This window comes from Neobacillus terrisolis (assembly GCF_051233475.1).
In the GTDB taxonomy this organism is placed as follows: domain Bacteria; phylum Bacillota; class Bacilli; order Bacillales; family Cytobacillaceae; genus Bacillus_BU.
Map to the genome: position 1 here is coordinate 138,249 of NZ_JBKFGH010000006.1, position 17,656 is coordinate 155,904.

Consider the following 17,656-nt stretch of genomic DNA (forward strand, 5'->3'; position numbering starts at 1 on the left):
AAGTGAGCAGGTTGATAAAGATTATAGATTCACATATTCATTTAGATCAATATGAAGATGTTGAGATTAAAGCTATTCTTGATAAAGAGTCGTCGATCGAGGCTCTAATAACAGTTTCTATGAATTTACAATCCTGTCAAAGGAATCTTTCATTAGCTGAAAAATATGCATGTGTAAAGCCAGCCTTTGGCTATCACCCTGAACAGCTTCTCCCATCTGAAACCGAACTTTGTGAATTATTAGATTGGATGGAAGTACATAAAGATAAGGTGGCAGCGATTGGAGAGGTAGGCTTGCCCTTTTTTTTGAGGGCCGAGAAAAAGGTTACTCCAAGTGAGTATGACCGTTATATTGAATTATTAGAGATATTTATTAAATTTGCAAAAAAATTGGACAAGCCAATCGCTCTTCATGCGGTTTATTCCGATGCGCCTGTTGTATGTGATTTGCTAGAGAAACATTCTTTTTCTAAAGCCCATTTTCACTGGTATAAAGGTGATCAAAAGACTACTGAAAGAATGATAGAAAATGGGTATTTTGCTTCTGTAACACCTGAAGTGGTGTATGATGAGGAGGAGAGTGTAAATTTGGTTCAGACTTTTCCGCTTAACCAGCTTTTGCTAGAAACGGATGGGCCATGGCCATTTGAAGGACCTTTCACAGGGCAAAGGACAAATCCGAAAATGATAAAAGAATCCCTAAGAAAAATTGCTGATTTAAAACGAATGAATTTTCATGAGATAGTCCAACAGACTCTCCAAAATGCGAAAATATTTTATAACATTTAGTTATAGGATCGAAAAGAAATAAAACACCCCAGGAACCATTTCCTAGGGTGTTTTCAGTTTCTTATGTTTGTTTTGGAAAAACTTTTTCAGAGCTCGCTTCATTAGTATCAATTTTACGATATTCAATTTCATTAGGGTTTAACCCATTTCCTAATGAACCGAAAACTTGCCCTCTTTGCAGATCAATTAAATTCTTTTCTTCAAGATAAATTCGAGGTGTCTTGATCAAGGTCAGCATCGCTTTAGTGTAGGGCATTTCATGATAACGCTCCGGCCACATTCTTTTAATTTGTTCTTTTACTAAAGGGTAATATTTTGGATTCATACTTGGGAACATATGATGTTCCGTGTGGTACGAAAAATTATAATGAAGCACATCGACCCATTTCGGAACAGTCACAGTTAAACTATTAGCTAAAGGATCGTTCGTATCGGTTTGTGGATTTAAGTTATGATTGGTAGCAATATAGCTGCTAACAATAAAATTAGCCAATAACGCTGGGAGCAAAAAGGCAAAGCTCCATTTAGCTGGACCAATTAACACAAGTAACAAAATCCAAGACAACCATGGAAACAAAAATTGCATCCAAACAGAGGGTTGTTTTGAAGGGTTAAATTCTTTTATAAATCGAATAAACATTCTTGTTGAATGCGTATTGAAATTTATAAACAAAAACAATACATATCCTAATGACCGAAATACTTTTGGAATTCGAAATAACGCTCTTAAAATGGGGTTTTTTAATATTTCTTCAGCCGTTGCCCATGTATCAGGATCTTTTTCAGTATGCTGTGTGTGAACATGGTGGGTGCTATTATGCCATTTCCGCCATAATAAAGGCCCTGTTGTAAATGGCCAAAAGCAGATCGCCCCTACAATATTGCGAAGTTTAGGATTTTTAACAACGGTCCCATGGAGTACTTCATGTCCTAAAAACCCATTACCAGCAAAACTTAACCCAATGACAACGGAAAGAAGAAAATTGATCCATATATTTAGCTCAAATAAACTTATCGAGACAATGCTACTAATAATAATGAGTAAATAAGCTAGTCCGCCAAGCAGCCTTGCTGGAGCAGGTTTAAAGGCCTTTTCTGGAAGATGAGGAGAAATCTTTGCGGCATACCATCCAAATGTTTGGAACTCTTTCATGTGTTACCCCTTTCGATAAAGAAAAAAATTTTAATAGTTAGATCTGGTTAAAAATGGTTTCTATTATATTTACTGTGTTTATAACGTAATGTTGAAACAACTATTTAATAGTACCATATCTGATTCCAACATCAAACACTTTTATTACCAGATACTAATAAAAGCTCCTAATAGTTAGTTGTAAAAACCTATGTACGTTCTCTTTTATCTTTCCCAATTCCGTGCATTCCTACAATTTCATTTTTGACTAAAAAAGGGAAGTTTGTAGTGTTAATATAAGATAATTTTCCATAACTCAATTCATTTTATGCACACAAAAAGGCTGACTCAAAATGGAAAAATCCATTCGGAGTCAGCCTTATTGTTAATAGTTATGGTAGAACAACAACCGTTCGTCCGCGTGCTTCACCTTTAAGAATTGAGGATAACGTTTCAGGCAAATCGGACAAAGTAACTTCTTTTTTGATTGTTTCCAGTAAGCCATCTGGTTTCATGTCGGTTGCCATACGATTCCAAACCTTCAATCTAGTTTCCATTGGACAATTGACTGAGTCAATTCCTAATAGATTGACTCCACGAAGGATGAATGGGAAAACCGTTGTTGGAAGATCAGCTCCTCCTGTCAGGCCACTAACCGCTACAGAGCCACCGTATTGGACTTTACTTAGAATGGAGGCTAACGATTTTCCTCCAACGGGATCGACAGCTCCGGCCCATAATTGTTGATCAAGCGGCTTTATTTTCTCGCCTATTAGTTCTTCTCTTGAAAGAATTTCCTTAACACCTAGCTTCTTTAAAAAATCGTGCTCCGATTGTTTTCCTGTACTCGCTACAACATGGTAGCCTCTTTTAGCAAGGATGGCGGCGGCGATGCTCCCAACTCCTCCAGTGGCACCTGTAACGAGAACTTTACCTTTATCGGGAGTTAATCCACTATTTTCTAAGCGGTCAACAGAGAGTGCAGCTGTAAAGCCCGCAGTACCATATACCATTGCTTCTTTTAGTGAAAGTCCTTTAGGTAAAGGGACAATCCAATCAGCTGGGATTTGCGCATATTCACTAAAACCGCCATAATGGGAAACGCCAATTTCATAGCTGGTGGCTATGATCTCATCTCCCTCAGTAAAACGGGGATCCGTTGAACTTACGACGATTCCAGCTAAATCAATTCCGGGAACAAAGGGATATGATCGGACGATTTTTCCGTTTGGAATACTTGCTAACCCATCCTTATAGTTAACGCTTGAATAATGAACTTTAACTATGACATCTCCATCAGGAAGGTCATCCATTGAAATCGTTCTTGTTTCAGCTGAAAAATGATCATTTATCTTGTCTACTACGAAAGCTTTGAACAATTTCTCCATAGTATAAATTCTCCTCTCCTAGTGTAGCTTACGACGGGAAATTCTCAACCCTAAGGTAAATCATAGCAAAAACGGAACAGAATATAAAAGGATAAAACTTATACTAAGGAGTACAAAACAGAAAAAATTATCTCTTTTTGTTTAGCTATTCTCATCAAAAAAGGGTTTATTCACGTAATGGTACATCCATCCCATAAAAATGGCTCCCCCGATTAAGTTCCCAATCGTTACAGGGATAAGATTATGAATAGTTCCATACATCGAAATCGTTCCGGGATGGTTCAACACTAATGCAATCGCAAAGGTGCACATGTTAGCGATACTATGTTCATAGCCTGAGATAAAAAAGCAAAATACAAACAGGACCATTGCAAACATTTTGGCGCCATCCCCTTTGAGGGTCATCGGAATGAAGAAGGCCAGACAAACGAGCCAATTACATAGGATTGCTCGAAAGAATAGTTGCACACCTGGAGCGTGCATTTTTTTCTCTACCACACTAAGAAGAAAACCATTTACATTTGCATCATTGAACAGCCCTGTTGTATAGATGGCGATCGCAAACAGGACGGCGCCTAGGATATTTCCGATATAGCTGGAAACCCAAATTTTTATGACCTCAATCCAGTTTATTTTTTTACGAAGCGCAGCGAAAGTAAAGTAGAAGGTGTTTCCCGTAAACAAATCACCGCCTCCATAAGAAATTAAAATGATGGCGGCACCGAATGTTAATGCAGCCATTGGGTAGGTGAGGGGAGAATGTTCAAGGTAAAAATAATTTCCTGTTTTGAATGCAACGATAACACCAAAACCAATAAACATACTGGCAAGCATAGATCTTGATATAAAGCGAAGCTTGCTTTGACGATAAATTTTTTGTTTTTTGAGCGCCAGCTTCTCAATTTCCAGGAGTGTTTCGACTTCCATTTAGCTTCCACCTATCATGATTATTTTTCTATTCCTTGCATTCTAATGTTTACTATCTGGTGGGTTGGTATTCATCCTTTGGCGACGAAGGTAAGTAGGTGGTAAAAAGAAAAAGGACTTAGCCATGATAAGCTAAGTCCTTTAAAAAATTACAATTTAAATGAGCTTTTTAGAGAAACGATTAAGTTAAACACTGACTTTTCTTTAGTGGAATGTTTTGGATCCACATTGAAATAGCCGTGACGGAAAAATTGGAATTTATCGTGAGCCTGTACATCAGCCATATTCGGTTCAATAAAGCCTTGGATCACCTGCAGGGAATTCGGATTAACATAATCAAGGAATGTTTTTTCCTCTGAATCTTCTAATTCCGTCCCTTCGGTGTCGGCATCTAAAATAAGTGGCTCGTAAAGACGGAATTCCGCTGGTACGGCATGCTTGGCATCCACCCAGTGTAAAGTCCCTTTAACCTTACGGCCGGTAAAGCCTGTTCCGCTCTTTGTTTCAGGATCGTATGTGCAGCGAAGTTCAATAATGTTACCCGCCTCATCTTTAATTACTTCCTCGCATTTAATGAAGTAGGCGTGCTTTAAACGAACTTCATTACCTGGGAAAAGTCGGAAATATTTTTTTGGCGGATTCTCCATAAAATCGTCCTGCTCAATGTAAATTTCTCTTGAGAAAGGAATTTGACGAATTCCCATCTCCGGAACTTCAGGATTGATTTCTGCGTCTAACCATTCCACTTGATCTTCAGGATAATTCGTGATGACAACTTTAAGTGGTCGTAGAATTCCCATTGTTCTTGGCGCTTTTAATTTTAAATCCTCGCGGACAAAATGTTCGAGCATAGCGGCATCCGCTGTTCCGGATCCTTTAGAAACCCCTGTTTCTTTAACAAATTCTCGGATCGCTTCAGGTGTATACCCTTTTCTTCTTAAACCAGATAGAGTCGGCATTCGTGGGTCATCCCAACCATCGACGAATCCTTCATCAACTAATTGTTTGAGTTTTCGTTTACTCATTACCGTATTAGTGATGTTTAAACGTCCAAACTCAGTTTGTTCCGGTTTATTTTCCGTTTCACATTCTTGAATAACCCAATTATAAAGTGGGCGATGATCTTCAAATTCTGTTGTACATAAAGAGTGTGTTACACCCTCGATGGCATCACCAAGTGGGTGGGCAAAATCATACATTGGGTAGATACACCATTTATCCCCAGTATTATGATGCGTTGCATGTGAAATTCGGTAAATGACTGGATCCCGTAAGTTCAAATTAGGGGAGGACATGTCGATTTTCGCACGAAGCACCTTCGCGCCATTATCGAATTCACCTTTGCGCATGCGCTCAAACAGATCAAGATTTTCCTCTACTGTACGGTTGCGATAAGGACTTTCTTTCCCGGGTTCGGTAAGTGTTCCCCGGTATTCTCGCATTTCTTCAGCTGAAAGGTCATCGACGTAAGCTTTTCCTTTTTTTATTAAAAGGACAGCGCGATTATACATTTCATCAAAATAGTCGGAAGCAAAAAACATACCGTCCCATTCATAGCCAAGCCATCTAACATCTTCTTTAATGGAATCTACATATTCCTGGTCTTCTTTTAACGGGTTCGTGTCATCAAATCGCAAATTGGTTTTACCGTTAAATTCATCGGCAAGCCCAAAATTAATGACGATTGATTTGGCGTGTCCAATATGTAAGTATCCGTTTGGCTCCGGAGGAAAGCGCGTCATTACGTAATTCCGTTTTCCTGATTCTAAATCTTCTTTAATAATACTCTTAATAAAGTTTGAGGAGTTTTGTTCCAACCTTTATCAACCTTTCTATATGTACAATTACTTATCACTTATTTTATATGTATTTTCGCGATTTTTCCACTGACCTTTATAGTAATAGGAAAAGAAAATAAATACAAGCGATTGTGAAGATGTTTTCGGGGTGTAATCTATTCACTTTTTATTCACTTTAGTTTTCGTTGATTTTATCTGAAAATTCATTATAATAAAGATAATGCTAATGTTAGGAAATATAACATCGAATGTCATGTAGTCTGTCGAGGCACATTTACTTGCGTTTAAAAACCACTGTTAGGAGGGATAACGATGAAATTGACCTCTAGAGAAACTGAAAAGCTGATGATTGTTGTCGCTGCAGATTTAGCTAGAAGGCGACAGCGAAGGGGATTAAAGCTTAATTATCCTGAAGCAATTGCCATAATTACATACGAAGTTTTGGAAGGTGCTCGGGACGGGAAAACAGTGGCACAGCTTATGCAATACGGGGCATCGATTTTGAGTCGGGACGATGTAATGGAAGGGATTGCTGAGATGATCCCGGATATTCAAGTAGAAGCAACTTTTCCTGATGGTACAAAGCTAGTAACGGTTCATAATCCAATTCGCTAATATGGGAGGGGTATTCATGATACCCGGAGAGTTTTTGTTAAAAAAAGAACCGATTTTATGTAATAAAAGCAAACAAGCGGTTTTGGTGAAGGTTGTTAATAGAGGGGACCGACCTGTTCAGATTGGTTCACACTTTCATTTTTTTGAAGTAAATAAGGCGCTCGATTTTGAGCGTGAGCGAGCATTTGGGATGCATCTGAATATTCCTGCTGGTACAGCGGTTCGTTTTGAGCCTGGTGATGAAAAAGAAGTAGAACTTGTCTCATTTTCTGGGGAACGAAAGGTCTACGGGTTAAATAATAAGACGAACGGTTCAATCATAAGGGGGAAATAAAATGAGCTTCCAAATGTCACGGCAGCAATATGCGGAAATGTTTGGTCCAACGACTGGTGATGCGGTTCGCTTAGCTGACACCGACCTTTTTCTAGAAATTGAAATGGATTACACGGTTTATGGTGATGAAGTAAAATTTGGAGGCGGCAAGGTAATCCGCGATGGGATGGGGCAGCATCCATTAGCTACAGGAAATGAAGTGGCCGATCTCGTTCTCACCAATGCGATTATTGTAGACTACACAGGAATCTATAAGGCGGATATCGGAATAAAAGATGGCCTAATTGCAAGTCTTGGCAAGGCGGGGAATCCTTTATTAATGGACGGTGTGAATATTGTTGTCGGTGCAGGAACAGAAGTGATTGCAGCAGAAGGGATGATCGTGACGGCAGGGGGAATTGATGCTCATATCCACTTTATTTGCCCCCAGCAAATCGAAACGGCCCTTTCGTCAGGAGTAACAACGATGCTAGGTGGGGGAACGGGACCTGCAACTGGGACGAATGCGACAACATGTACACCAGGTGCATGGAATATTCATCGAATGCTGCAAGCAGCAGAAGCATTTCCAATGAATTTAGGTTTTTTAGGTAAAGGTAATGCATCTAGTGAAGGACCATTAGTTGAACAAATCGAAGCTGGGGCAATCGGACTTAAGCTGCATGAAGACTGGGGAACCACTGCATCGACGATTGACACAAGCTTGCGGGTGGCAGAGCAATACGATGTCCAGGTAGCCATTCATACCGATACGTTGAATGAAGGAGGATTTGTTGAGGATACATTAGCGGCAATTAACGGAAGGGTCATTCATACCTATCATACCGAAGGTGCCGGAGGTGGTCATGCGCCCGACATCATTAAAGCGGCTGGCTTTGATAACATTTTGCCGTCATCAACGAATCCGACCAGACCTTATACGATTAATACGTTAGAAGAGCATTTAGATATGCTCATGGTATGCCATCACTTAGATCCAAGTGTCCCGGAGGATATTGCATTTGCGGATTCTCGGATTCGGAAAGAAACCATCGCAGCAGAAGATATTCTACACGATTTAGGGGTTTTCAGCATGATTTCATCCGATTCACAGGCGATGGGCAGAGTAGGGGAAGTAATTTCGCGGACCTGGCAGACTGCCGATAAAATGAAAAAACAACGCGGGAAACTGAAAGAGGACGAAAAGAGCATCGGCGATAATTTTCGAATTAAACGATATATTTCAAAATACACCATTAACCCGGCCATTGTTCATGGCATCTCGCAATATGTAGGCTCGATTGAAGAGGGTAAATTTGCTGACCTAGTTATTTGGGATCCTGCCTTTTTTGGAGTGAAACCCGAGTTGATTTTAAAAGGAGGCATGATCGCATATAGTGTGATGGGCGATCCCAATGCCAGTATTCCAACGCCGCAGCCCGCAATATACCGTCCGATGTTTGCCTCTTTTGGAAAAGCAAAGGAGAAGACCTCGATGACGTTTGTTTCCAAATTGGCTTATGAAAAAGGAATTGCCGAAAAACTTGGACTTAAAAAAATCATAAAGCCGGTTATAGGGACTCGTAACATTTCCAAAAAGGATATGGCTTTTAACAGTGAAACTCCGGAAATCGAGGTGGACCCGCAAACTTATGAAGTGAAGGTTGATGGGAAATTGATCACTTGTGAGCCAGTGGACATTGTTCCGTTAGCCCAGCGATATTTTTTATTTTGAGGTGATTAAGATGATTGTTGAACAAGTAATCGGGAATGTGACCACGCTTGTAAAAAAAGCTCCTCATGTTGAAAAAATATATATGCCCAGCGAAAACTTACTTAAACGAATTCAACGTGTGATGACGGATCACGGAAAGGAAATTGGCATTCGCTTAAAAGGAAACCAATGCCTGATGGACGGGGACATATTGTATATGGATGATAAAAATATGATTGTTATTTCTGTTACACCAGATGATGTACTAACGATTATGCCGACTTCACTTCAGCAAATGGGAGAAATTGCTCATCAGTTAGGAAACCGTCATTTACCGGCACAATTCGAAGGGAATGAGATGTTGGTTCAATACGATTATTTAGTGGAGGAACTGTTGCAGAAGCTTGAAATACCGTATAAACGCGAAAAGCGCAAAGTAAAACAGGCGTTTCGTCATATTGGACACCAACATGATTAGTTCACTTTTTTCATTACTCCAGCTTTGCGATTCCAGCTTTCCTTCTGGCGCTTTTTCCCACTCCTTTGGTCTGGAGACCTATATACAGGAATTTGAAATTACCGATAAGAATTCCTTTTATTCCGTAATAACAACGTATATTGACAAGCAGTTAGTTTTTTCTGACGGATTGGCGTGCCGGCTTGCTTACGAAGCACTGGAATCTACTAGTATTTCTGAGCTATTGGAACTTGACGAATTACTATTTGTTTCTAGTTTGGCCAATGAAACGAGACAGGGAAATCGAAGAATTGGAGTCAGGATGGCTAAGCTCTGCTATGATTTGTATCCTTCCGAGAATCTTCTAACCTATTTAACTCAAATCGATAACAAGCAGGCATACGGTCATTCCGCGTTTGTATTTGCCATCGTATGTCACCATTTGCGCGTGGATAAGGAGACAACCATTGGCACTTATTTATTTGCAACGGTTTCTTCGTTAATTCAAAATGCGGTACGCGGGGTTCCGCTCGGGCAAACCGACGGTCAAAAACTAATCATAGAGTGCGAGCAGCACATTAGAAACGCTGTAGAAGTTATCAAAAGAATGAGTATAGATGACCTTGGAGCGGTAAGCCCTGGACTCGAAATCTCGCAAATGCGCCACGAACGATTGCCGGTTCGACTTTTTATGTCTTGACAGTACTTGTAATCAGGACTTGTACATTAAGGTTAGAAGGAGGGGTTCACGATGGAACCAATTAAAATCGGAGTTGGAGGCCCTGTAGGTGCCGGGAAAACGATGCTCGTCGAAAAATTAACAAGAGCGATGCAAAAAGAATACAGTATGGCGGTTGTCACGAATGATATTTACACAAAAGAGGATGCATTATTTTTAATGAAAAATGGAGTCTTACCTGAGGATCGTGTGATCGGGGTTGAAACGGGAGGCTGTCCGCATACAGCCATTCGTGAGGATGCCTCGATGAATTTTGCGGCCATTGAAGAACTAACAGAACTCCATCCGGATTTAGATATCATTTTTGTTGAAAGCGGCGGGGACAATTTAGCTGCAACCTTTAGTCCTGAACTAGTTGACTTTTCAATCTATATAATTGATGTAGCACAAGGAGAAAAGATTCCTAGGAAAGGCGGACAAGGAATGATTAAGTCAGACCTTTTTATCATTAACAAAATCGATTTAGCCCCATATGTTGGTGCCAGTTTAGAGATAATGGAACAGGATACGATTGCCGCGAGAGGACGAAAACCATTTATTTTTACCAATTTAAAAGACGGAACAGGGCTAGCAGATGTTGTTGCTTGGATTAAGAGTGAGGCTCTGTTAATTGGTTTAAAATCGTGAGTGATACGGGTGTTTTAGAGCTAACAGCAGCTAAAAAGCAGTTAAAAACAATCATTTCTGACTGCTATTATGAAGGTGGATTTAAGATTACTCGTCCGGTGTATAGTGACAGTTTATCGCCCACTATCTTTTTAATCCATGTCGGAGGTGGATTTGTAGATGGTGACACGTATCGTATGAATTTAATTCTTAGCGAAGAAGCGGAATTAACTGTAACAACCCAATCCTCTACAAAAGTATATCGAACTCCGAATCAACCAGTTCGGCAGGTAACTGAAATTACTTTAAAGAAGGGGAGTTTATTAGAATTTTTCCCTGATCCTCTTATTGCGTATGAAGGTTCTCGCTTTATTCAAGAAACGACGGTTTATAAAGAGGACGATTCCGTTTTATTTTACAGTGATATTATTACTCCCGGCTGGGCTCGGGATGGGAGATTTTTTCGCTATGATTGGATTCGATCAAAATTAAAAGTTTACCAAAATAATCGGCTCATTCTTTTTGACCATCTGTTTCTAGAACAAGACGGCGATGCGATGGGGCTGTTGAAGATGGATGGCTATTCCCATATCGGTTCTCTGTTTCTTTTGCATCCCAATATTGGGAAGGATTTTATTGATAGGCTGCTAGAATTCCTTAATGATGGTTGGCATGAGCTGAGGTTTGGGATATCGCTGTTGCCGATTAAAGGGTGTATCGTGAGGATTCTCGGGAGGAGTACGGGTGAAATTGAAAAAATGATTCATGCAGCTCACTCCTTTGCGCGGAAGGAATTGCTTAATAAGGAGCCAGTTGTGTGGCGGAAATATTAAGATGGAAAAACGAGCTGAGTGCTCGTTTTTTGTTTGTGGGAATGGGGAGAGTTGGTGTGGAGTAGAGTGGAGTGGTCATGTGATCAGGCAGCAAACGCCTGAAAAAAGCTCCCAGTGTGGGAACGATCAGAGCGTGAATGTGCCAAAAATGCCACAGTAGGAACGATCAGCGCGTGAATGTGCCCGTGGAAGTCTAAAAAAAGCCCCAGCGGGAACGATCAGCGCGTGAATGTGCCCGTGGAAGTCTAAAAAACGCCACGGAGGGAACAATCAGGTCGTGAATGTGCCCGCAAACGCCTGAAAAGAGCCGTAGAGGGAACGATCAGAGTGCGAATGTGCCCGCCAACGTCAAAAAAGAGCCGCAGAGGGAACAATCAGCGCGTGAATGTGCCCGCCAACGTCAAAAAAGAACCAAAGAGGGAACAATCAGAGCATGAATGTGCCCGCCAACGTCAAAAAAATGCCCCAGAGGGAACAATCAGCGCGTGAATGTGCCCGCCAACGTCAAAAAAGAACCAAAGAGGGAACAATCAGAGCATGAATGTGCCCGCCAACGTCAAAAAAATGCCCCAGAGGGAACAATCAGCGCGTGAATGTGCCCGCCAACGTCAAAAAAATGCCCCAGAGGGAACAATCAGCGCGTGAATGTGCCCGCAAACGTCAAAAAAGAGCCGCAGAGGGAACAATCAGCGCGTGAATGTGCCCGCCAACGTCAAAAAAACGCCCCAGAGGGAACAATCAGGTCGTGAATGTGCCCGCCAACGTCAAAAAAACGCCCCAGAGGGAACAATCAGGTCGTGAATGTGCCGCCAACGCCTGAAAAGAGCCACGGAGGGAACACTCAGAGATGAACGTGCCCGCCAACGCCTGAAAAGAGCCGCAGAGGGAACAATCAGAGCATGAACGTGCCCGCAAACGCCTGAAAAAAGCCAAAGTGGGAACGATCAGAGAATAATCGCAACAACGAACATTCGATAAAATCCAAGGCACTAACAAGAAATGATCATGTGCCCCTGCCCTCAACAAAAAACAATAATAAAATAAAGCCAACCAAAAAAGTAACAAATTTGAAAGTCGCCAAAGAATCCATTATGATAGAAAATGAGTAACTATATTCAGAAATTTCTGACACAAACGGAGGCGTTTTTATGGGAAAAGCAATTCCGGAAAGCTGGTGGAGCCAGTTATCCTTGCCAGTCATATCGGCACCAATGTTCTTAGTTTCTGGCCCTGAACTTGTGAAGGAGTGCTGTTTAAACGGAGTAATTGGCTCGTTTCCTGCTCCAAATGCCAGGCCAATACATGTTTTGGATCAGTGGATGAACCAATTAAATACGGAATTAGCGAATGCTAAAGAAAAGAATCCAACTATGAGGGTAGCTCCATGGGCGATGAATATGGTGGTCCATAGCTCTTATAGCCGGCTTGATGAGGAACTGGAGCTCGTTCGCAAGCATCAGCCTCAGTTGGTGATCACCTCATTAGGAAGTCCGAAACAAGTAGTAGAAATTGTTCATGGCTATGGAGGTCTTGTTTTTTCAGATGTCAGCAATGTGAAATTTGCTAAAAAAGCTGCAGAAGCTGGAGTGGATGGCTTAATTTTAGTCGCGAGTGGAGCTGGTGGACATGCAGGGGATATAAACGGTATTGCTTTTGTTGAAATAGTTCGGGGATTCTGGGATGGAATCATTGTGTTAGCTGGAGGAATCTCAACCGGGGCAGGGATTTTAGCTGCCCAAGCAGCTGGGGCGGATCTGGCTTATATGGGGACTCGGTTCATCGTAGCCGAAGAAAGCATGGCAAGTGAAGAATATCGCCAAATGTTGGTAGGAGCAACTTTTGATGATATCATTTTAACTGATGCTTTTTCAGGGGTAAAAGCGAACATGCTTATTCCAAGTATTGTGAAGGCAGGATTAGATCCGAAGGCATTAACAAAAAAGGAAAATATAGACTTTAACCATATGCAAACAGAAAATAACGTAAAAGCTTGGCGCGATATTTGGTCTGCTGGTCATGGGGTTGGTTCAATTGAAAAAATTGGACCAGTTCGTGACATTATTAAAGGATTGGAAAATGAATACCGAGTTGCAGTTAACAGATTGAGCGAGAAGGCAAATAAGACAAGGATAAGGGAATAAACATTTCTAAAAAGGGCTTGTTTTTAGCAAGATTCCGGGGCGGAACCATAAATATGGTTCTGCCTTTTTAAATTGGTAGGACTTTTCTGCTGGTATTTTTATAGAAAACAATGTATTCTAAAGGAAAACACCAACGGAATTTTGTTGACGAGAAGCGAGGTGAAAATATTATGGTCATTAACACCGATGTTGTTATTGTTGGGGCTGGGCCTGGCGGGGCTTTATTAGGCTATTTATTAGCTAAGCAAAATGTTAATACAGTGGTTTTAGAACGGAATTCAAAAATCGATAAGGAATTTAGGGGAGAGCATCTTAATGAACAGGGTGAAACGGTATTAAAAAAACACAACTTGTTTCAACTGATTCAGGAATATGGGCTTCTTCCGATGGAATGGATTGAGTACTGGAATCAAGGCAAACCTTTCAAAACCATTATTCCAAGCTCCGGGCAGGAGCATCTTGGGATCCATGTTCCGCAAAATCACTTGCTTAAAGTACTAACCGATGAAGCGAAGCAGTTTGCAAACTATCAGCTTCTCATGAACACTGCAGTCAATGGATTAATTCAAGATGATGCTGGGAAGTATGTTGGAGTAAAAGCTATGTGCAATGGGGAAGAAGTCATTATCCACTCCTCTTATGTCATAGCAGCAGATGGACGTTTTTCAACCGTCAGAAAGTTAGCCAATGTAACAGCTCATTCTAGAAAACATGGATATGATCTTCTCTGGGCGAAAATTTCTACGCCAAAAGGGTGGGATCCGACCATTCGCTTTGCTATTGTTGACGGAAAGCAGCTTGCCTTGTTTACTCAAGCAGGAGGGTTTATTCAAATTGGTTGGAATATAAATGAAGGTTCTTACCCGGAAATCCGAAAACAATCGTTTAAACCGTTTATCCAGCAATTGATCAATGCTTTTCCAGCCTTAGCTGCTCAGGTTCAACAGAGTATTCGGTCTTGGGATGATTTCGTTCCATTATCCGTATTCAGCAGTCGTTTAGAGAAATGGGTGAAGAATGATTCGTTAATTTTTATCGGAGATTCTGCTCACACCATGACGCCAACTGGGGCTTTTGGAATAAATAGCTCATTAAAGGATGCGGATGAATTGGCGGAAGCGTTACTAACCATAATGGATTTAAAAACGAATCCTTCTGCCTATTTAAAGTCTTTCGAGAAAAATAGATTACAGGAAATGACACTGTTGCAGGAACAACAGCTTAAAATGGAAGCAGGGTTTAAAGAGAATTTCATTGTAATGAGCTAACGAGTAATTAAAATGAGTATGAATGATTTCAACGAAAAATGGCATGATATGGATAAAATGAAAGCCTTTTTCGATTCTATCTATTATAGAGGTGATCGTCGTGATTGACCCAAAAGTTGTGTCTACTCTAAGAGAAAAAATTACTGTCATAAGAAATAATGGAAAATCTATTTTTCTGGTTGGACCGATTCAATTACCAGTTAATTTAGACGGGGAAACGAAACTTTTTCAGTGGTATTGCTGGTTGAAATGTGAAAATATGGCCGGACATTTTTGTAAAGATGGTTCCTACGATACAGAAAAAATTATTGAGACTCTTTCATCTTCTAATCTTGCTGAAATGCAACAATCAAGCGTCCTAGTTTATGGGGATTTTGTTAATGCAGAGGATGCGTTAATCAGAATGCATAGCATTTGTCATACAGGAGATATTTTTGGAAGTAAGCGCTGCGATTGCGGTTTCCAACTGAAGCAGGCAATGAAAATGATTTCCCAGCACGGAGCAGGTGCACTTTTTTATCTTGCCAATCATGAAGGAAGAGGAATTGGTTTATTTAGTAAAGCAATGGCCTATATTCTTCAAGAACAAGGACTTGATACAGTGGAAGCCAATCTTCAGCTTGGATTTGTGGACGATGCCCGTAACTATGATGACGCGATTCAAGTATTAAAAACACTTCGCTCAAAGCCAGTTACATTAATCACCAACAATCCTAGGAAACTTGACGCCTTGCAAAAATTAGATGCCAATGTTACGGAGAGAGTAGCATTATGGGGCGATATTTCAGAGTACAATCAAAAATATTTGGAAACGAAAATTGAGCGTTCCGGTCATTTTGATGATTTAATCCTCGATGATCAACATTGATTTAGTAATCGAGGGTGAGATGACACTTAAATTTTTTGCTCACTGCTAGTCCAATTCCTTTTCAGAAAGGAGTTCACAAAAGACGATCAGCCGTTGTTTATCCGAGTGTTCAGGATGGCAGGTTATCAGTGTGATCATTGATTTCCCTTTAATGGGATTAAGCACTTCAATATCGGAGGGAGCAACAATTTTTTTGTCAAAAACTTTATAGGTAAAAACTTTGTTTTGCGTAGAAATAATCACTTTGTTGCCTAAATTTAATTCATTTAGACGATTGAAAAACTCTCCATATGTATAAGAACGATGGCCTGCAATGGCAAAGTTTTTATCTTTTTTTGCTAATTCATTAATAGAACTGCTTGATGGAAGATGACCAACGGCATAGCGAATATTTTCAGGAGAAGCCCCTTCAACTATTGGAGTCATTAATTTAATTTTAGGGATTTGAAGAATACCTATCGCATCACCTTCATTTTGTTCAACTTGTTGAGGATTCTCTTTTGTGGAGACTTCTGTAAAACTTAATGAAGTATATTCTTCGATAAGCTTTTTCTGTTCAAAATAGGTTTTTCCTTTTGCGTAGACGATAAACAATAATAGCGAAACACCAATAAGGAAGAACAAATTTCCTAGTTTTTTCATGAATCCTGTAACTCCTTTAAAAAAAGGAGGGTAATCACCCTCCCAAGAATATTTATATTACTTAAAAAACGGTAAGCAAAAGCTTTTTACACTGTTTGAAACTTTATTCTTCTTAAAACAGAGCCTAAAACCATCAATAATGCTGAAACGAGTAATAGAATGGAAGAATTCATAGCGGAACCTGTTTTAGGTAATGAATTCCCATCAATTGTTGAATTACTTGTGTTTACTGCAGTATTTACAGTTTTGGTGTTGTTATCGTTATTTTTTGTATTATCATTAGCTGGGTTTTTGTCATCATGTTGATTGTCATCACTAGGTTGGTTGTTGTCTCCAGATGGGTTGTCATTTCCGGATTGGTTGTCATTTCCGGATTGGTTGTTATCTCCAGGTTGGTTGTCATTCCCAGATTGATTGTCATCATCAGGTTGATTATCATTACCAGACTGATCGTCGTCCCCAGGTTGGGAAGGATCTTCTTGTTTTGAAGTATAGTCCTCGTATTCTAAAACACCTGTGTGAAGATCACCAACAATTACAGTATTGTCTGTGTCAATAATGACGACCCCTCCATGTTCCCAAATATACTCATCGGTTTCTACTTTTTCAGATTCAACAACACCTGCATGGACATCACCTAGAACCGGATTGCTTACATCTGCGTCAATTAAAGCACTATGGGAATATTCATAGTCCTCGGTTTTAATGTGAGTATTCTCAAGGACATCTGCATGAGCATCGCCAATAACAGGATTACTCACAGCCGCCTCAACTAATGCAGTGTGTGAATATTCACTATCATCCGTTTGAAGGTTTGTCTCTTCGCCAACCCCAACATGAGCATCTCCGACGATTGAATCTTGGACATCGGCAACTACTAATGCTTTATGTGAATAATCATAATCATTTGTTTCAGCTGTTGTTGATTCAAGCACACCTGCATGAGTGTCACCGAGTATAGCTGAATCATTTATGTCAGCTTGAATAATGCCCTCAGAAACAAATGATCCGTCTTCAGTTTCAACCTTTTTCGTGCTGATTGCATCAATTTCCACATCACCAGTTAAAGGCGTTAAAAGACTTCCGCCTAATTTAATGTTCACAAGTGAGCTTTTCGATTCACTTACGACACTTTCATCTACTAAGCTTTGATCACTTGTATTAGCGGGAGGTGCTGTTGGAATAGTAGGCACTTCTGGCAGACTAGGCACTTCTGGCAGACTAGTAACCGTATTGGTTAGTTCAGTTACGACATTTTGTGGCGCTACTTGTTGAACTAAGGAATCTGCTCCGGCTAATGCTTTAGTAGCATCTAGCTCTTCTGCACCAGCGTGACCTCCGAAAAGGGATAACCCGATAGCCATTGAACCTGCAACAATAATACTTTTTAACGATTTAACAACAAAATTTTTATTCATTTTAATCT

The 17,656-nt window shown here is 40.3% G+C and carries 17 protein-coding genes; 11 read left to right on the forward strand and 6 right to left on the reverse strand.

The annotated features are described in order from the left end of the window. Positions 1-2 precede the first annotated feature (2 nt). Entirely contained in the window at positions 3-788 is a 786-nt protein-coding gene (locus tag ACI48O_RS04635; RefSeq protein WP_435560563.1) for a TatD family hydrolase, read from the forward strand. Positions 789-849: 61 nt separating this feature from the next. Here ACI48O_RS04635 and desB read toward each other — a convergent pair whose 3' ends face one another. The 4 genes from desB to ACI48O_RS04655 form a co-directional block, all read right to left on the reverse strand. Further along, positions 850-1,941 (reverse strand): Delta(10) desaturase DesB, encoded by a 1,092-nt coding sequence (gene desB / locus ACI48O_RS04640; protein WP_435560564.1) that lies wholly within the window; start codon positions 1,939-1,941, stop codon positions 850-852. A gap of 371 nt (positions 1,942-2,312) precedes the next feature. Then, on the reverse strand, positions 2,313-3,308 hold the full coding sequence (locus ACI48O_RS04645) for an NADPH:quinone oxidoreductase family protein (RefSeq protein ID WP_435560565.1): 996 nt from the start codon (positions 3,306-3,308) through the stop codon (positions 2,313-2,315). Between the two features lie 141 nt (positions 3,309-3,449). Then, positions 3,450-4,235 carry a formate/nitrite transporter family protein gene (locus ACI48O_RS04650; protein ID WP_435560566.1) on the reverse strand — a complete coding sequence of 262 codons (786 nt, stop codon included), beginning with the start codon at positions 4,233-4,235 and terminating at the stop codon, positions 3,450-3,452. A gap of 149 nt (positions 4,236-4,384) precedes the next feature. Further along, complete coding sequence (locus ACI48O_RS04655; RefSeq protein ID WP_435560567.1) at positions 4,385-6,052, reverse strand: glutamine--tRNA ligase/YqeY domain fusion protein; 1,668 nt, start codon at positions 6,050-6,052, stop codon at positions 4,385-4,387. 294 nt (positions 6,053-6,346) lie between these two features. Between ACI48O_RS04655 and ACI48O_RS04660 the strand changes: the two genes are divergently transcribed. The 10 genes from ACI48O_RS04660 to ACI48O_RS04705 all read left to right on the forward strand — a co-directional run bounded on the left by ACI48O_RS04660 (position 6,347) and on the right by ACI48O_RS04705 (position 15,588). Further along, positions 6,347-6,649, forward strand: a complete 303-nt coding sequence (locus ACI48O_RS04660) for an urease subunit gamma (RefSeq protein WP_435560568.1) — start codon at positions 6,347-6,349, stop codon at positions 6,647-6,649. Positions 6,650-6,665: 16 nt separating this feature from the next. Continuing rightward, positions 6,666-6,983: an urease subunit beta gene (locus ACI48O_RS04665; RefSeq protein ID WP_435560569.1), complete on the forward strand. Its 318-nt coding sequence runs from the start codon at positions 6,666-6,668 to the stop codon at positions 6,981-6,983. 1 nt (position 6,984) lies between these two features. Beyond that, on the forward strand, positions 6,985-8,697 hold the full coding sequence (gene ureC / locus ACI48O_RS04670; RefSeq protein WP_435560570.1) for an urease subunit alpha: 1,713 nt from the start codon (positions 6,985-6,987) through the stop codon (positions 8,695-8,697). 10 nt (positions 8,698-8,707) lie between these two features. Beyond that, positions 8,708-9,154, forward strand: coding sequence for an urease accessory protein UreE (ureE, locus tag ACI48O_RS04675; protein ID WP_435560571.1), 447 nt, complete (start codon positions 8,708-8,710; stop codon positions 9,152-9,154). Then, entirely contained in the window at positions 9,147-9,833 is a 687-nt protein-coding gene (locus tag ACI48O_RS04680) for an urease accessory protein UreF (RefSeq protein ID WP_435560735.1), read from the forward strand. The genes ureE and ACI48O_RS04680 overlap by 8 nt, the downstream gene beginning before the upstream one ends. A gap of 51 nt (positions 9,834-9,884) precedes the next feature. After that, the gene (ureG, locus tag ACI48O_RS04685) at positions 9,885-10,499 is read left to right on the forward strand and encodes an urease accessory protein UreG (protein ID WP_435560572.1); all 615 of its coding nucleotides are present in this window, start codon (positions 9,885-9,887) and stop codon (positions 10,497-10,499) included. Next, positions 10,496-11,311 carry an urease accessory protein UreD gene (locus ACI48O_RS04690; protein ID WP_435560573.1) on the forward strand — a complete coding sequence of 272 codons (816 nt, stop codon included), beginning with the start codon at positions 10,496-10,498 and terminating at the stop codon, positions 11,309-11,311. Before ureG ends, ACI48O_RS04690 begins: the two co-directional genes overlap by 4 nt. 1,148 nt (positions 11,312-12,459) lie before the next feature. Next, on the forward strand, positions 12,460-13,452 hold the full coding sequence (locus ACI48O_RS04695) for an NAD(P)H-dependent flavin oxidoreductase (RefSeq protein ID WP_435560574.1): 993 nt from the start codon (positions 12,460-12,462) through the stop codon (positions 13,450-13,452). A gap of 170 nt (positions 13,453-13,622) precedes the next feature. Further along, positions 13,623-14,720: an FAD-dependent monooxygenase gene (locus ACI48O_RS04700; RefSeq protein WP_435560575.1), complete on the forward strand. Its 1,098-nt coding sequence runs from the start codon at positions 13,623-13,625 to the stop codon at positions 14,718-14,720. 100 nt (positions 14,721-14,820) lie between these two features. Further along, positions 14,821-15,588: a GTP cyclohydrolase II gene (locus ACI48O_RS04705; protein ID WP_435560576.1), complete on the forward strand. Its 768-nt coding sequence runs from the start codon at positions 14,821-14,823 to the stop codon at positions 15,586-15,588. Between the two features lie 45 nt (positions 15,589-15,633). Here the strand turns inward: ACI48O_RS04705 and ACI48O_RS04710 are convergent, their stop codons facing one another. Further along, positions 15,634-16,230, reverse strand: a complete 597-nt coding sequence (locus ACI48O_RS04710) for a class D sortase (protein ID WP_435560577.1) — start codon at positions 16,228-16,230, stop codon at positions 15,634-15,636. An 86-nt stretch (positions 16,231-16,316) separates the two neighbouring features. After that, on the reverse strand, positions 16,317-17,648 hold the full coding sequence (locus ACI48O_RS04715) for an LPXTG cell wall anchor domain-containing protein (protein WP_435560578.1): 1,332 nt from the start codon (positions 17,646-17,648) through the stop codon (positions 16,317-16,319). Positions 17,649-17,656: the final 8 nt, after the last annotated feature.

Coding starts and splice junctions, on each gene's coding strand:
- desB (WP_435560564.1), bottom strand. CDS start 1,941: ATGAAAGAGTTCCAAACATTTGGATGGTATGCCGCAAAGATTTCTCCT.
- ACI48O_RS04645 (WP_435560565.1), bottom strand. CDS start 3,308: ATGGAGAAATTGTTCAAAGCTTTCGTAGTAGACAAGATAAATGATCAT.
- ACI48O_RS04650 (WP_435560566.1), bottom strand. CDS start 4,235: ATGGAAGTCGAAACACTCCTGGAAATTGAGAAGCTGGCGCTCAAAAAA.
- ACI48O_RS04660 (WP_435560568.1), top strand. CDS start 6,347: ATGAAATTGACCTCTAGAGAAACTGAAAAGCTGATGATTGTTGTCGCT.
- ACI48O_RS04665 (WP_435560569.1), top strand. CDS start 6,666: ATGATACCCGGAGAGTTTTTGTTAAAAAAAGAACCGATTTTATGTAAT.
- ureC (WP_435560570.1), top strand. CDS start 6,985: ATGAGCTTCCAAATGTCACGGCAGCAATATGCGGAAATGTTTGGTCCA.
- ureE (WP_435560571.1), top strand. CDS start 8,708: ATGATTGTTGAACAAGTAATCGGGAATGTGACCACGCTTGTAAAAAAA.
- ACI48O_RS04680 (WP_435560735.1), top strand. CDS start 9,147: ATGATTAGTTCACTTTTTTCATTACTCCAGCTTTGCGATTCCAGCTTT.
- ureG (WP_435560572.1), top strand. CDS start 9,885: ATGGAACCAATTAAAATCGGAGTTGGAGGCCCTGTAGGTGCCGGGAAA.
- ACI48O_RS04695 (WP_435560574.1), top strand. CDS start 12,460: ATGGGAAAAGCAATTCCGGAAAGCTGGTGGAGCCAGTTATCCTTGCCA.
- ACI48O_RS04700 (WP_435560575.1), top strand. CDS start 13,623: ATGGTCATTAACACCGATGTTGTTATTGTTGGGGCTGGGCCTGGCGGG.
- ACI48O_RS04710 (WP_435560577.1), bottom strand. CDS start 16,230: ATGAAAAAACTAGGAAATTTGTTCTTCCTTATTGGTGTTTCGCTATTA.
- ACI48O_RS04715 (WP_435560578.1), bottom strand. CDS start 17,648: ATGAATAAAAATTTTGTTGTTAAATCGTTAAAAAGTATTATTGTTGCA.